Origin of the sequence: Bradyrhizobium diversitatis (assembly GCF_016031635.1) — a bacterium.
Classification (GTDB): Bacteria; Pseudomonadota; Alphaproteobacteria; order Rhizobiales; family Xanthobacteraceae; genus Bradyrhizobium; species Bradyrhizobium diversitatis.
On record NZ_JACEGD010000012.1, the window covers coordinates 96,655 to 111,440 of the forward strand.

General features: G+C 62.0%; 15 protein-coding genes. 9 read left to right on the plus strand and 6 right to left on the minus strand.

All coding sequences use genetic code 11. The annotated features are described in order from the left end of the window. Positions 1 to 54: 54 nt before the first annotated feature. Together styA and styB are read left to right on the plus strand one after the other, a co-directional pair. On the plus strand, positions 55 to 1,305 hold the full coding sequence (styA, locus tag H1B27_RS14540) for a styrene monooxygenase subunit StyA (protein ID WP_197966515.1): 1,251 nt from the start codon (positions 55 to 57) through the stop codon (positions 1,303 to 1,305). Between the two features lie 23 nt (positions 1,306 to 1,328). Next, positions 1,329 to 1,814, plus strand: coding sequence for a styrene monooxygenase NADH-dependent flavin reductase subunit StyB (gene styB, locus H1B27_RS14545; RefSeq protein ID WP_035678322.1), 486 nt, complete (start codon positions 1,329 to 1,331; stop codon positions 1,812 to 1,814). A gap of 15 nt (positions 1,815 to 1,829) precedes the next feature. Here styB and H1B27_RS14550 read toward each other — a convergent pair whose 3' ends face one another. The 3 genes from H1B27_RS14550 to H1B27_RS14560 all read right to left on the minus strand — a co-directional run bounded on the left by H1B27_RS14550 (position 1,830) and on the right by H1B27_RS14560 (position 4,052). Continuing rightward, positions 1,830 to 2,513 (minus strand): class I SAM-dependent methyltransferase, encoded by a 684-nt coding sequence (locus H1B27_RS14550; RefSeq protein WP_197966516.1) that lies wholly within the window; start codon positions 2,511 to 2,513, stop codon positions 1,830 to 1,832. Between the two features lie 26 nt (positions 2,514 to 2,539). Then, a complete protein-coding gene (locus H1B27_RS14555; RefSeq protein ID WP_197966517.1) occupies positions 2,540 to 2,998 on the minus strand; it encodes an Rrf2 family transcriptional regulator in 459 nt (152 codons plus the stop codon). A gap of 115 nt (positions 2,999 to 3,113) precedes the next feature. Further along, entirely contained in the window at positions 3,114 to 4,052 is a 939-nt protein-coding gene (locus tag H1B27_RS14560; RefSeq protein WP_197966518.1) for an acetamidase/formamidase family protein, read from the minus strand. Between the two features lie 180 nt (positions 4,053 to 4,232). Between H1B27_RS14560 and H1B27_RS14565 the strand changes: the two genes are divergently transcribed. The 5 genes from H1B27_RS14565 (at position 4,233) to H1B27_RS14585 (ending at position 8,644) form a co-directional block, all read left to right on the plus strand. Continuing rightward, positions 4,233 to 4,625 carry a transposase gene (locus H1B27_RS14565; protein ID WP_197966519.1) on the plus strand — a complete coding sequence of 131 codons (393 nt, stop codon included), beginning with the start codon at positions 4,233 to 4,235 and terminating at the stop codon, positions 4,623 to 4,625. A 306-nt stretch (positions 4,626 to 4,931) separates the two neighbouring features. Next, on the plus strand, positions 4,932 to 5,975 hold the full coding sequence (locus H1B27_RS14570; RefSeq protein ID WP_197966520.1) for an ABC transporter substrate-binding protein: 1,044 nt from the start codon (positions 4,932 to 4,934) through the stop codon (positions 5,973 to 5,975). Then, complete coding sequence (locus H1B27_RS14575; protein WP_210343342.1) at positions 5,972 to 6,799, plus strand: ABC transporter ATP-binding protein; 828 nt, start codon at positions 5,972 to 5,974, stop codon at positions 6,797 to 6,799. The genes H1B27_RS14570 and H1B27_RS14575 overlap by 4 nt, the downstream gene beginning before the upstream one ends. Before the next feature lie 20 nt (positions 6,800 to 6,819). Next, entirely contained in the window at positions 6,820 to 7,647 is an 828-nt protein-coding gene (locus H1B27_RS14580) for an ABC transporter permease (RefSeq protein WP_246515424.1), read from the plus strand. A gap of 73 nt (positions 7,648 to 7,720) precedes the next feature. Next, a complete protein-coding gene (locus H1B27_RS14585) occupies positions 7,721 to 8,644 on the plus strand; it encodes an acetamidase/formamidase family protein (protein ID WP_197966523.1) in 924 nt (307 codons plus the stop codon). Between the two features lie 220 nt (positions 8,645 to 8,864). On the opposite strand, the gene H1B27_RS14590 is transcribed toward H1B27_RS14585, so the two are convergent. Continuing rightward, a complete protein-coding gene (locus H1B27_RS14590; protein ID WP_376708984.1) occupies positions 8,865 to 9,620 on the minus strand; it encodes a hypothetical protein in 756 nt (251 codons plus the stop codon). Between the two features lie 980 nt (positions 9,621 to 10,600). After that, a complete protein-coding gene (locus H1B27_RS40800; RefSeq protein WP_197966524.1) occupies positions 10,601 to 10,801 on the minus strand; it encodes a DUF1127 domain-containing protein in 201 nt (66 codons plus the stop codon). Between the two features lie 150 nt (positions 10,802 to 10,951). On the opposite strand from H1B27_RS40800, the gene H1B27_RS14600 reads away from it, so the two are divergent. Together H1B27_RS14600 and H1B27_RS14605 are read left to right on the plus strand one after the other, a co-directional pair. Further along, positions 10,952 to 12,532: a winged helix-turn-helix domain-containing tetratricopeptide repeat protein gene (locus H1B27_RS14600; protein WP_197966525.1), complete on the plus strand. Its 1,581-nt coding sequence runs from the start codon at positions 10,952 to 10,954 to the stop codon at positions 12,530 to 12,532. A 557-nt stretch (positions 12,533 to 13,089) separates the two neighbouring features. Then, positions 13,090 to 13,383, plus strand: a complete 294-nt coding sequence (locus H1B27_RS14605) for an antibiotic biosynthesis monooxygenase family protein (protein WP_197966526.1) — start codon at positions 13,090 to 13,092, stop codon at positions 13,381 to 13,383. A gap of 129 nt (positions 13,384 to 13,512) precedes the next feature. Here H1B27_RS14605 and H1B27_RS14610 read toward each other — a convergent pair whose 3' ends face one another. Continuing rightward, positions 13,513 to 14,559: a lysozyme family protein gene (locus H1B27_RS14610; RefSeq protein ID WP_197966527.1), complete on the minus strand. Its 1,047-nt coding sequence runs from the start codon at positions 14,557 to 14,559 to the stop codon at positions 13,513 to 13,515. Between the last annotated feature and the right edge of the window lie 227 nt (positions 14,560 to 14,786).

The window sequence follows — 14,786 nt, forward strand, 5'->3', positions numbered from 1 at the left end:
CAACAGGTCCGGCCGCTAGGCTCCCTCAAAACAAAGCAATCGGAAGGGAGTCACGTGGCACGCCATATCGGAATTGTCGGCGCCGGCATCGCCGGCCTGCATCTCGCGCTCTACCTGCAAAAACATGGCGTGGACGCCACGGTCATCACCGATCGGCCGCCCGAGGACTACCGCAACATCCGGCTGCTCAACACCGTCGCGCATCACCACGTGACGCTCGCACGCGAGGACTATCTCGGCGTCAATCACTGGCCCGATCCGAAGGACCATTACTACTACCACGACCACGTCTTCAATTTCCCGCAGCCGCTGCGCTTTCGCGGCGATTTCTCCAAGCCGAGCCGCGCGGTCGATTACCGGATCTATCTTCCCGCCCTGATGCAGGACTTCACGACGCGCGGCGGCAGGCTCGAATATCGCCGCATCGAGGAGCGCGACATCCGTCCGCTGGTCTCGCGCTTCGACCTCTTGGTCGTCTCCACCGGCAAGGGGCCGCTCGGCCAGCTCTTCACTTATCGTCCTGAGCACACGCCCTATGCGCAGCCGCAGCGGCGGCTGTGCGTCGGGCTCTACAGCGGCGTGCGGCAGCCCGATCCCATGAACGTCACGCTTTCGGTCTCGCCCGGGCATGGCGAAATGATCGTGATCCCGACCATTACCTTCGGCGGGATTGCCAACGCGCTGCTGATGGAGAACGTCCCGGGTGGCGACATGGAGGAGCTGGCGACGCTCAGCTACGACGACAACCCGAAGCACTTCCTGAAGGTATTGCTGGGCAAGCTGGAGAAGCACCACCCGACCACCTACGACCGCATCGATACCGCGCGCTTCGATCTCGCGCAGCCGCAGGATCTGCTGCAAGGCGGCGTCGTTCCGACCGTCCGCAACACGGTGGTCGAATTCGACGACGGCAAATGCGCGATCGCGCTCGGCGACGTCCATGCGATCGTCGATCCCATGATGGGCCAGGGCGCCAATGTCGCCTCCTATGCGGCCTTCGTGCTCGGCGAGGAGATCGTCAACGCCGATGCGCTGGACGCGCGCCTCTGCGAGAAGATCGACCTGAAGCGGCAGGACCGCGTGCTGGCGGCCTCGCGCTGGACCAATGTGATGCTGCAGCCGCCGACGGAAGCGCTGGGCATGCTGATCGGCGCGATGAGCCAGAATCCGGCGCTGGCGAACGAGTTCACGGAGAATTTCAACTATCCGGACCGGCAGTGGGACCGCATCTCCACGCCGCGGCGCATCCAGGCCTGGATCGAGCGCATGTCGGCGCCGCCTGAGCCCGTCAGGGCGATTGCTTGAAATCGATGCGAGCGGAGACTGACATGCCCCGCGTCAATCCCGCCTCGTTCCGCGAGGCCGCGTCGCGCTTTGCGACCGGCGTCGCCGTGCTGACCGCGTTGGACGAGCACGGCTCTGTCTGTGGCATGACCGCGAACAGTTTCGTCACCGTCAGCCTTTCGCCACCAACCGTGCTGGTTTCCGTCATGCCCGGCCGCATGCTTCGGGCGATCTCGGCGACGGGACGCTACTGCGTCAACGTCCTGCCGGATCACGGCCGGGATCTGTCGCGGCATTTCGCGAGCCAGCCGAACACCGGCGCGGCACCGCATTACGAGATCGTCGACGGCCTGCCGCGCCTGTCCGGCTGCATGGCCTGGTTCGCCTGCGAGGTCACACGGCACGTCGAGGTCAGCGACCACACGCTCATCATCGCTGAAGTCTCGGGCTGCGACCACCGCGACTCCACGCCGCTGGTGTTCTTCTCGAGTCGATATCATCTCGGCCCCGGCGTGCCGGTCGATCGGTGACGGAGCCGTGGCGCCTCAGGCGTAGGCCACCCAGCCGCGGAAGGCGAAGCCGGTGTAGAACAGGGTGGGGTCGGAGAAGCCGGCCTCGCGCAGAATAGCCTCATCCTGCGCGGGCGCGAGGATCTGCAGATGGTTGCTGACGGCATCCCGCGCAGCCGCCGCCTGGTCCGGCTCGACGCCGGATGCGGCCAGGAACGCGGAATAGCGCGACAGCCACAGCGGGCGTTCCGCCTCGCCATGGGGCGCGCTCAGGTGCGCGACCACGAAAGGCGCGCGGGGCTTGAGGCGGCGGCGCACCTCAGAGGCGATGCGGCGCCGCTCTTCGACATCGACGAAGTGCAGGGTCAAGAGGCAGGTGGCCCCGTCGAACGGTCCCTCGGGGGCATCGTCGATATAGCCTTCATGAAAGCGCGCACGAGGGGCGAGCTCTCCCAGGGTCCGCCCGGCGAGCGCCAGCATCGCCGCGGACGGGTCGACGCCGTCGAAGCTCCAGGCGGGGTGCGCTTGCGCAAAGGCCTTGAGCTCGAGGCCGCCGCCGGCGCCGAGGACGAGCACCCGCGCATCGTCGGGGACGCGTTCGGCCAGTAGAATCGCCGCCATCGACTGCATGGCCTCATAGCCCGGTACGAAGCGCCGCGGCCCCTCGGTGTATCTCGCCACGAATTGCGGATCGGAGAATGCGGCTTGAATGTCGGTCATGATGGTGTCCCCGTGAATGGAGCCGGTCACGCGCGATGCGCGCTGATATCGTGGATCTTTCGAGACCCGAGCCGCTTGCGCAGGTCCTCGCCCAACATCGCCAGCGTGACCTCGCCGAGCCGCGACAGCAGCAGTGCCTCGGCATCGCGAAAGGCCTGATCGAGCGCGGCATTGACGGCCTGCTCGACCAGGCAGCCCGGCGCCTCGGTCCGGTTGCCCATGGCCAGCAGCGAGGGACTGCCGAGCGCCATGTAGACGTCGCGAAGCGTCACCTTCGAGAGGTCGCAGGCAAGCCGCCAGCCGCCGCCATGCCCCTTCTCGGAGCGGACGTAACCGAGATCGCGAAGCCCCGCCATGATGCGCCGGATCACCACGGGATTCGTGGTCATGGCTTTCGCCAGGGTCTCGGACGTGAACGGCCCGGGCTGCTGCGCCATGTGCAGCAGGACGTGGAGCACGCCGGATAAACGGGAATCGCGTTTCATGTAACGTCATATGTTACATGATAGCGTTGATGTCAAGCGCTGACCGTGCCGCGCCGGCGGACCGGTGAGGCTTGTACGCCGAGAAGGATATTGTGACGTCTTTCGCGCCAGCCCGCTAAAGAAGCGCCTTCGGCAACAGCATATGGATGCCCTTGTTGCCGTCGACGAGTTGCGTGACGCGCAGATTGCCGGCCAGCGAACACAACATGTAGGCCTCGTTGCGCGTTCGGTTCGTCCGTGCGCAGACATGCTTGACCATTTCCCGGACCGCTTGCTTGGCGGCATCGTCGAGATCCTCGTCGAGGCCGATCGACATGAGATGCGTCGCGCTCTCGGCAAAGGGCCATTTGATATCCATGTCCTTGCGCACGGTCAGGCGGAACGTCCCGGTCACGCCGGTCTCGAGCGCGGTAATGCAGACTTCGCCGTCGCCCTGCACGCCGTGGCCGTCGCCGGCGAAGAACAATGCGCCCTCGTTGAACACCGGCAGATACAGCGTCGTGCCGGCCCGCAGCTCCTTGTTGTCCATGTTGCCGCCGAACGCGCGCGGAACGGGGGAGCCGCAGCGGCCCCAACTCGGTGGCGGGGCAGTGGCGATGATGCCGAAAAAGGGAGCGAGTGGGATCTCAGTGCCCCACGGCATGATGCAGACGTCGCGCTTGCGGTCGATCCTGGGATGGATCGTTTCATAATCCGTGAACTCGTCCGGCAGCGTTCCGAGCAGAGGAAGGACCGACACGAAGCCCCAGTCCTGGCGCACCTTCACGTCGAGGATGTCGACCTGGAGCGTATCGCCGACATTGGCACCGCGCACATAGACGGGCCCGGTAATGAAATGAGGCCCCGGCCCGGGCTGCATGGTATCCAGGGCGAGCAGATAGTCTTTGGGGACCAACGACCGATCGTCCGGCAGCGTCTCCTTTCCTCCGGCCGGGAAGCTGTGCAGTGTCACGCTGTCGCCGGAATTGACCTCGAGGACAGGCGGCGTGTTGCAGTCCAAATAGCCCCACACCATGTTTTCGGGCGTGGCGGGTATCTCGTGGCGGCGCTGCATTGGACAACTCCAGGCGTAGCGGTTCGGCATTTTGGGCTCCAAGAGCAATCCGCCCCGGATCGCCACGGCTGCGATCGGCAAAATCGTCCTCGGATATTCTAGGCGCCGGCAATCCTTCGGCTATACTGACCTCAGGCCCAGCGCGGGGCCGGCGTTCGAGCCTCTGCAAATGACGGGCCGATGGAGAGAACGATGAGGCGATCCCGATTCACCGAGAATGAGATCATTCATCTCCTCGCCGAGGCGAGTTCCGGGGTGTCCATTGCAGAAATCTGCAAGGCCGCCGGCATCACAGAACGTACCTTCTACCGGTGGCGTCGCAACTTCGGCACGCTCGATGTTCCCGCCGTCCAGCGGATGAACGATCTGAAATCGGAGAATCTGCGTTTGCGAGGGCTGGTCGATAATCTCTTCGAACTTCTGCGCAAGGCGGATGGTGGCGTCAGGCAGGACGGGGTTCCTTTGCAGTCCGCGGCGCCGCCGCGCGAGCCGACCCGGGCGAGCCGCATCGCGGCCGAAAAATGCGGAGGGGCCCTGACTGGCCGCTTCTCCTCGGTGCGCGTCAATCCGTAGTCGCGTGCGGCCGTCGCGGACGGCATGGCTATACGCTGCGCGGCCTGCAAATTTTTTATGCAGTCAAAATGTCAGAAATGACGAAAACCATTCGCGCGCGGTGCTGAATTCGGCAGCGCGATGATGCGGCGGGCAGCAAAGCCGCGTCTTCAGGCCATGCACCGGCACTCTGCGTCAATGGCGTGACATATTGACGGGCCGCGCCAAATCGCAAGCAAATCGCGTCGCTTATTTCGGCTTGATGCGGAGCAGTCGGCGCCTAGTCTTTGGGCTGCCTGTCAGCATTTCCCTGGAGAAGTCAGCGCCATGACCGACCGTGTTCGTCCTGCTGCGTCGAGCAGCCGCGCGCTCAGCCGCCGCGCCTTTCTTGCCGCCTCGTCCGTTGTCGCCGCTGGAATCGGCGCTGCGCCGTTGCTCGGATCCCGCATTGCCTCCGCCGCCGAGCTCAAGACCGTTCGCTTCAGCGAGGCCGTGCACAATCTGGGCTACATCAACCTCTACGTCGGCATGCATGCCGGCATCTTCAAGAAGAACGGTCTCGACATGAAGGTGACCGCCGCCGGCGGCGACACCCAGACCTTTGCGGCGGTGCTCGGCGGCTCCGCGGATTTCGCGATTGGCGATGCGACCATGGCGCAGATCTCCCGCGAGAACGGCGGCCCCGGCGTCGTGGTCGGTACGGTTGTGCAGCGCGCGCACTATTTTGGGGTGTCCAAGACGCTCAAACCGATCACCGACCCGAAGGAGTTCAAGGGTCTCAAGATCGTCACGTCGCCCGAGCCCAACACCAATTTCAGCGTCACCAAGCGGATGCTGGAGAAAGCCGGCCTGAAGCTCGGCACCGACGCTACCATCGTTCCAGTCAATCCGGGCACCGAGATCGCGGCGATGCTGGCCGGGCAGGCCGACATGGCGGTCGCCTATCAGCCGAGCGTCGCCGCCGCGGAGGCTCAAGGCGCCAAGGTCGTGTTCGACTTCTCGAACTATGTCGGGCCGTTCTGCAATACCGGCATCATGGTGCTGCCCTCGACGCTCCAGAAGGACCCTGCCATGGTGCAGGCGCTGGTCACGTCCTTCGAGGAGGCCTCGCGCAAGACCTACGCCGATCCCGCCTTCGCCAAGGAAGTCGCCCGCAAGGAATTCCCCGATCTTCCCGGCGACGTCGTCGACAAGGCGATCGACGCCGAGCTGAAATATCTCATCCCGGCGCAATCGGTCATTACCAAGCAGGATCAGTGGAAGAACCTGATGGACATGCAGATCTACCTCGGCAACGCCAAGGGATCAGTCCCGTTCGATCAGATCATCGACAACTCGTTTGCCGAAAAGGCGATTGCCAGCCTGAAATGAGCGTTGAGGCTGCCACACACGCAAGGCCTGGCGAGGGCGAGGCCGTGAACGGCACTGCTCTCCCGCTCGTCGTCGAGCACGTCGCAAAAGGCTACGACCTCAACGGGCAGGTCGTGCCGGTGATTGCCGATCTCAGCCTCACGCTGCGCAAGGGCGAGATCGTCAGCCTTGTCGGTCCCTCCGGTTGCGGCAAGACCACATTGCTCAACACGCTCTGTGGTCTGCTGGCGCCCGATGCCGGCCGCATCCGCTGGCACGGCCGGCAGGTCGTTGGTCAGCCTCAGAACGTCGGCTACATGCTTCAGAAGGACCTCCTGTTCCCGTGGCGCACGGCGCTCGCCAACACCATGCTCGGCCTGGAGATCCGGGGCGTTCCTGCTGCCGAGGCCGAAGACCGCAGCCGGGCCATGCTCGACCAGCTTGGACTGCATGGGTTCGCAGACCACTATCCCGCGACGTTGTCGGGCGGTATGCGGCAGCGGGTCGCGTTGGCGCGCACGCTGGTGAATGACCCGGACGTGCTGCTCCTGGACGAGCCGTTCGCCGCACTCGATTTTCAGACCAAGCTGCTCATCGAGAGTGACATGGTCAGTCTGGTCCGCAAAGGCGGGCGCTCGATGTTGCTCATCACCCATGACATTGAGGAGGCGGTTTCGATCGCGGATCGCGTCATCGTGCTGACGCGGCGGCCGACTGCGGTGAAGGCGGCTTATGAGATCGAACTCGGCTCCGATCGCGCCGACGTCATCTCGCTGCGCGAAAACCCGGATTTCAGCCGCTACGTCCGGCGCATCTGGGCCGATCTCGACGTTGCGATCCAATGACGACGGATATCGGGACCAGCATGGTTGACGCGTCGAAGCCTGCCGGAAGCGTTCCGTCGCCGGTGGCACGTGCAAAGTGGAAGCGTTTGCGCTTCGGCATCGCCGTGCTGGCGACTCAAGTTCTCGTTCTGGCCGCTCTTCTTGTCGTCTGGGAACGCGCCACGCCGAAGGGCAGCCCGGCCGCCTTCATGTTCGGATCGCCGTCGGCGATCGCGGGTTTCCTGATTCAGATGGCACAGGACGGCAGCCTGTGGCGTGATGCAGCGGTCACCGGCATGGAGACGCTGCTCGGCTTCTTCATGGGCAACCTGGTCGGCACTCTGCTCGGCCTGTCGCTCTGGTACTCGCGTTTCGTGTCCCGGGTCGTCGAACCGTTCGTCATCGCACTCGGCTCGATCCCCATCATCGCGCTCGCACCCATCGTGATCATCTGGTTCGGCACCGGACTGGTCTCGAAGGTTGCAATGTCGACCCTGTCGGTGGTGATCGTCGCGCTGGTGACATCCTACAAGGGAGCCGTCGGCGCCGACGGCGACCAGATCTATCTGATGAAGACCCTGGGGGCCTCGAAATTCCAGATCTTCCGGAAGCTCGTGATCCCGGCGTCGCTCACCGATATCTTCGCAGGGCTGAAGCTGACGGTCGGCTTCGCGTTGATCGGCGCCATTGTTGGCGAGTTTATGTCGTCGTCAGAGGGGCTGGGACACGCCATCTTCAAAGCCGGATCGCTCTACATCATTCCCAAGGTCTTCGCCGCGCTGGTCGTGACGATCGCGCTTGCGCTGGTTCTTACCTGGCTGGTCGGCAAGATCGAACGGCTGCTGATGCCCTGGCGCCGACAGGTATAGTGAAGATCGTCTGCGACTCTCATCCGCTTCGCGCGTCAACCTCATCACATCCGCAAATGTCCATGGAGAGACCATGTCCAAGCGCATCAGCAAGGCCGGTAACATCAAATACGCACTGTCCGGCGACGACAAGTTCATCGCTAGCGTCGAGCCCGGCGAAACCTTCGTGGTGGAATGCGCCATCAATGCCAATGACGGCACCATCCGTCATCTCGGACAGCAATTGACCGAGGCGGACGTGACGATGCCGTTCGTCAACGGTGCCACCGGACCGATCGAGGTGCGCGGCGCAAAGCCGGGCGATATGCTGCGTCTCGACGTGGTGAACATGGAGCTCGACAAACTCGGCTTCACGGCGCTCTGGCCGGGCATTGGCATGTTTCCCGATTGGGTCAGGCGCAAGGAATTCGGCATCCAGACACGCGTCGTCGAAGTCAAGGACGGCCACGTGCATTGGAACGAGCATCTCCGCCTGCCGGTCAAGCCGATGATCGGCGTGGCCGGCGTCGCCCCTGTGCACGGAGCGGTTCTCACCGTCGACAACGGGACGCATGGCGGCAACATGGACGTCCAGGAAATCACCACGGGCAACAGCATCTTCTTCCGCGTCAACAAGGACGGCGCGCATCTCTTCCTGGGCGACTGTCACGCCATCCAGGGCGACGGCGAATGCAACGGAATGGGTGCGATCGAGATCGCGGCCAATCTCACCGTCAAGGTCTCGCTGGCCAAGGCCCCCGCGAGATTGAATCATCCGCGCATCGAGACCGCGACCCACATCTGCACGCTGGGATGCGCCCGCCCGCTCGAAGACGCGATGCGCATGGCTTTCGAGGAGATGGTCTACTGGATGGAGGACGACTGGAAGATTCCAGCGGCCGAAGGCTACATGCTGCTGGGCCAGATCGCAGAAGCCCGCTGCACGCAGGTGGTCAATCCAAAGTACACGTATATCTGCAAGGTCGAACGAAGCCTGCTCGAGCGGTACTACGGCTGAGCGGTCGTCAGCGGTGTGCGCACCAGTGACTGACGCTTCTAAATCGGCCCCAACAACTGCCAGGGTCAACCTAGAAGACCGAAACAAATTTTGCCTTTAATGCCGACTGCGAGCGGACATGGAGTTCGATCGCTGAGGGCCGGCCGAAGTGCGGAAATATGCCACCGGTCGCACACTGCGGTCGGCTCGAAAGGCATCCGGCGCTGCCGGCGCATCGTGTTCAGGGCGGCGGGAGTGCTGCCGCCTTCGCAAGCTCGTCAAGCACGGTTCTGTTGGACCGTACGAATACAATGCGGGAGACTGCGGCTATTTCTGCGTCAGGTCGGCCATCTTGACCAATGAGGATAAGTCCGGCCCCGCCATTTGCCACATTTAGAATGACTGGCTCGCCGCTCCACGTCTTGATTGGTTCCATTCCGATGATGAGAAATTCACCCATGGGTTGGTTTAGATACTGAAGCCTCAATTGTGGACCGACCTCCGCAGCCGCAAGTTCAAAACCGAATCGCTGAGCACGCGCATAGATCGAAGCCAGAGTTGCGACGTCGGTTCGGAAGCCGAGTTCGACCGCCGATACCGCGACGAGCTCCACGTCTGTTCTCGTAGAACCAACGACAAAGGCCGGTCGAGCGAGAATTTCCGCAGCCAGCCCTCCGACGCTGCAGCCTTTCTTGTCCAGCGCGCTACGGAGAGCGAGCGAGTCTGCAAAAGTCCCCAGCGCAATCGTTTTCCACGTTGGGACATCGGTGGCGGATCTGACCGGCACCTGCGGCATGCCAGCCGAAGGAGCTTTCTTGAGCGTCAAATGGTTCTGCAAGACATCTCGTGCGGTGCATTGCGCCCGGGCTTCACTCGCGAGTTGGAATATGCCCACCGCGCAGAGCATCGCGCAAACAAGACGGCGGTTGCGATGCCCCCTTGTCGAACGATCATGTCGGACGCGGCAATCAACTTCCTGATGAAGAACTAAGCCCATGGCAGCCTCTCTTGTGCAAGGCGCGCGCTTATCGACGATCAGAAAACTGCTTCAGTATCGTTCCGCCAGAACAGCTTCGGCCAACAACGATCACCAGGCGTAGGACAGGCTTCGTTTGAAAACGCTATCATGGCCCCCGGGGGATGAAACAACGGATCTCGATCCGCGGCGCCTTGCCGAGCGTCCAATCGTACAAGCTGCCGCTTTTTGGGCTCTCGAACCAGCCATTGAGCTCGGGGCGGCTCTGATCATGCGTGCGCCGCGAAGGACCATGCCAGCAGCACGATTACCGCCCTGATGGCGGCCATCAGAATTGTCTTCGTCACTGCAATCTCCTCAAGCAAGCAAAGAGATTTGCGCCGCGACTTCCGCAATCAGAGTAGTCGAACCCCAGGGGCCCTGATGTGAAGTGCTTCACATGACGCGCCAACTCCAGAACAGCTGGGTGGCTCCTGGAATCTTGGCTGCATTGAGACGGACCGGTAACGGCGAACCGTTCGCTGAATCAAACAGGCATCGGAAGGTCTGTTGGGGGCACTTTAGGAAAGCTCAACGCGAGCAATTCCAGTCCGCTGGACCCCGTGAGGCGGACCCCAAGGGGGCGAGCCGCAGCTTCGCCGATGACCCAACAGCAGACTGACTAGTTACTGCCAGCAAAACCCAGCACGTAGGATGGGTTGAGCCCTTGCCAAACCCATCATGTTTGCCACAGGCGGGGAATTGATGGGTTTCGCTGGCATCTACCCATCCTACCAGCCTCTCTAGTGTCCGTGCGGATTGCCACTTCCAGTATCCGTCTGACAACCGACGCTCGAATGGTCATGCGATTGGACGGCCCAGGGCCAATAGCAGTCATAAAGACGTGCACAGCCGGCGATGGCTCCGCGCCGTCGGTGCGCCAGCCGTTTTGCGACGAGTTTCTCGGAGCCATTGTCCCAATACCGGAGGATTTGGCTGCCCACCATTGGTAGATATTTGACTCATTCGGCAGATCGGACGCCTCGTGGGTCGATAGCTCTGTTCGAGGCGACGTAGTCGATCTCACCGCGAGTAATGCCGATATCCCTTAGCTCCTTTTCGCTCAGGCGGCACAACCGGGTTCGCAGCCTCTCGCGTTTGCGCCACTCTTGAAATGCATCCCAATATTTTTCGAGCTCGGTGACCCCATGAATCGTATTCATTGCGATTACCCAGGCTAGACTGCTTCACCCAGACGATGATGACGGGACAAGCGCTGGCTCGCTCAACAGGTAGCTTACATTTTCCTTACTGGCGGCTTATTCTTCGTGCTCCAGGGGTACGACAGAGGTGCCCCAAGAAGGAATGGTAGCTTGCGCTATCTCTTCGAGGATTACACGTTTGACACCGAACGGCGTGAACTGCATCGGAGAGCTGATGCGGTGTCGATCACACCGCAGGTTTTTGACTTGCTCGATTACCTGATCCGCAACAGGGAACGCGTCGTCAGTAAGGACGACCTCATCAATGTCATTTGGAATGGACGCATCGTATCTGATGCCGCGCTGACCACCCGTATGAACGCCGCCAGAAGCGCAATCGGCGACTCCGGCCAAGAACAGCGGCTGATAAAAACACTGCCGCGCATGGGCTTCCGCTTCGTTGGTACGGTGCGGGAAGCGCAGAGGCTGGTAATTGCGCCGGTCGGCTTGGCGCCGCAGGACGGCGACACGGCGCAAAGGCCGCTTTCACCACCTCGTCTTTCCATCGTGGTGCTGCCGTTCGCCAACCTCAGCGGTGATCCTGAGCAGGACTATTTCGTGGACGGGATAACGGAGAGCCTGACGACAGACCTGTCACGCATCAGCGGCTCATTCGTAATCGGTCGACATACCGCATTCACTTACAAAGGTAAGGCGGTCGATCTCAAGCAGGTTGGTCACGAGTTGAACGTGCACTACGTGCTCGAAGGTTCGGTGCAGCGCAACCGTGATCGACTTCGGGTAAACGTTCAACTCGTTGGCGCGGCAACTGGCGCGCACCTGTGGGCCGACCGTTTTGACAAACCTGTAGCCGACCTGTTCGATATGCAGGACGAGATCGTATCGCGTCTCGCAAACACGCTAGAAGCTCAACTTACTGAGCACGAGGCCAGGCGGTCCGAACAGAGTTCTCATCTGAATTCAATGGACCTGTATTTTCAAGGCACAGCTTCATTGAACAAGGGGCGAACCCCAGGGTACATGGCACAAGCACATGATCTCTTTGAGCGGGCGTTAGCGCTTGATCCCAAGAACACCGCAGCGATGGTCGGTATGGCGATGGTCGATTTGACAATTGGATCGGGCCTATATTCACCGGACCGGGCTGCGCGTCTCGCAATGGCTGAGGTGTCTGTGGTGAAAGCGCTGTCTCATGCACCGAATTATCCCATTGCCCATTTAGTATTGGGCGACCTTCTAATTCTAACGAACCGTGCGACGCAAGGGATAGCCGAGTGCGAGCGAGCGTTGTCCTTGGACCGCAATTTAGCCGGGGCGCATGCGCAGATTGGCGCCGCCAAATTTGTCATGGGTCGCGCAGCTGAGACCGAGGCCCACATGAACGAGGCATTTCGCCTTTCGCCCTGCGACATCAACGCTTATCGCTGGCTGCTGTTCGCCGGCGCCGCCAAATTTCAGCTTTTAGCGGATGACGAGGCGGTTAGCCGGTGGCGACGAAGCCTTGAAGCCAACCGAAACTACCCCATTACGCATTTTTTGCTCGCTGGCGCACTCGCGCTGCTCGGCTCCACGGATCAGGCGAAAGCAACCGCGAAGGCAGGACTCGCGCTCGATTCCAGCTTTAGCATTTGTCGTTTCCGTAACGGCCTACTAAGCGATAACCCAACCTATCTTGCCATGCGTGAGCGGATATATAGGGGCTTGCGCCTGGCCTGCGTGCCCGAGGGATGATGTCGGCTTCGGAGTCAGAAGCGGCCCTCAGCGGCATCGCTTTGAAAGTTTGCTACGGGTCACAAGCCGAGCACGTTAAGCCCGGTGCGGCTAGGGCAAAGCTCGCAGCGGGTATCGCAGGCCCTTGCTGAGCTGCCGGTGATCAAGCGATCAGGAGCACCGCAGCCCGTCGAACCGCCGAACGGATTGTGCGCGGGACGCGGTCGTGAGCTCGACGACGCCAGTACTGAGCAACGGAAGGGGCTCCCGATCCCGATCCTTCCGATGCTGGCATTCTGCGCCTGTTTTGCCCGACGGAACAACGGATTTTGCCCGACGGGGCAAACGTCTCAGCAACGCCGTTAAGCCATTGATCCCACTAGGGCCGGCTACTGTGCATGGGGTTGTTTTCGCGCTTTTGTTTCAGCTGACCGAAAAGACCGGTGTCGCCATGCCGATTTGTCACGGTGACGCCGCCGTGCGCGGGGACGACAATCCGTCGGGGCGACCCGCGGACTTTTCGTCCTGACCTCGCGCGGCGCCCGTTTTTCATCCATCCATTTTTCCGGAGGCCCACCATGCAGGTTTACAATGTGGTGAAGTTCAGGGTGAAGCCCGGCGCGGAAGCCGCCTTCCTCGACGCGCACCGAGATGGGAAAGCCAGATGGCCGGGCCTGGAGCATGGCGTCATCATCAAGACCGGCGAGCAGACCTTCTGCCTCATCGGCACCTGGTCCAGTCAGGACGCGCTGGTTGCGGCACGATCGGCGATGATCAAGACGCTCGACAGTTTCAGGTCCGTGCTCGAGGACCAAGGCAACGGCCGTGGCGTCACGGATGCCGTGTCGGGAGAGGTGGTGCTGGCGCTGTAGGCGGGCGAGCGGCCCCGCGATGGCGAAACCCATCATGCCTCGCCACAGGCGGAGGGTTGATGGGTTCGCTGGCGCTCTACCGATCTACCAGCCAAAGGCAAAGCAGGCGTGGCGCTGCCGAGGACGGAATCATGGGTTTGCCGCCGCAGCGGCAGTCGCCACATATTTCCCGTAGAATTCGGCGACCCGCCCGCGCCACATGCCGACGAACGCCTCTGACGTCACGTTGTCCACCGATTTCCAGCTGCGCTTGAAGGCCGGAAGTGCATTGCCCCAAATCGCGCGTTTGCACCACCTCTCACCTTTCTCCTTGCCTTCGCTGGTGGCGCACATCGATTTCCATGCGGCGCGAGCGGGCCGGCTGATGTGCTCGGCGGCGCCTTCCCAGCCCTGCTGATGGATCAGGTAGAGGTCGCTCATATCAGGCTTGCGGTGCGTGATCCACTGGAACAGGACGCCTTCGGTAATGACCTTGTAGGCGGCCGCGACGGCGTTATCCCGCGGACTGCGAATCTGCCCGAAGCCGAACTTGCCGAACTCATAATGGCTCAGCTGAAACAGTCCGATATACGACCCGGTGCGTTGATTGGGGTTGAAACCGGATTCGATCTTGGCAACTGCCATCATGAAATTGAAATCGAGACCAAACGCGTCGGCAGCGCGCTTGATCTCCTCGGTCGGCGTTCCCACTGGAATGTCCCTGAACGCACGCAAGACGATCTCCGCCGGTTTCTCGGCGGGCGGCAGTTCGGACCAGACGTAGTAGACCAGATGACGGAAATCCTGCGTCGACGCCGCTTTCGGAGCACCGCTCGACGCATCGCGTTCCGGTGGCAGGGATTGGACGACATCCTGTCCCAACGACGCCAATTTCGGCGTGGCGGGTTCATCGACGATCTCGGCGTCGGTGTGTGGCGGCGCGGCACCTGCTGACGTCACCGCACCAAGCTCTGCTCGTTCTGCCCGAAGCGCTGCCGCAAGTCTGGCGGATGCCTCTGCGTACATGGCCGGCGTCACCAGGTTCGCAGGAGCCGCCATGCGCGCCGCAGCCGGTATGCTCGCTGTCGCTTCCGACATGAGATCCGGCATGGTCGCGGCCGGTCTGTTGGCGGCGGTCAGGAAGAGTCCCACGGATGCGAGAACAGCAACGATGCAGCTGGCCTGCCAGGTCTTCATGGCCGGAAGGCCACCGATGGCTTCTGTACGAACGCTGTTCGCATGATCCTGCGGCCCGTGGGGTGAGTACTCTTCGTAGAATCTTAAGGTTTAAATGTGGTGAACGAGAGCTTTTTGCCTCGCAACCCGATGTGTCCCCTTTGGGGCGCGTGCGGGCTCCTGGCGGAAGACGCTCATGGGGTCGGTCATAGGTCAAAGGCCGCCTTGTCCCGCTCACATGCTCTGTT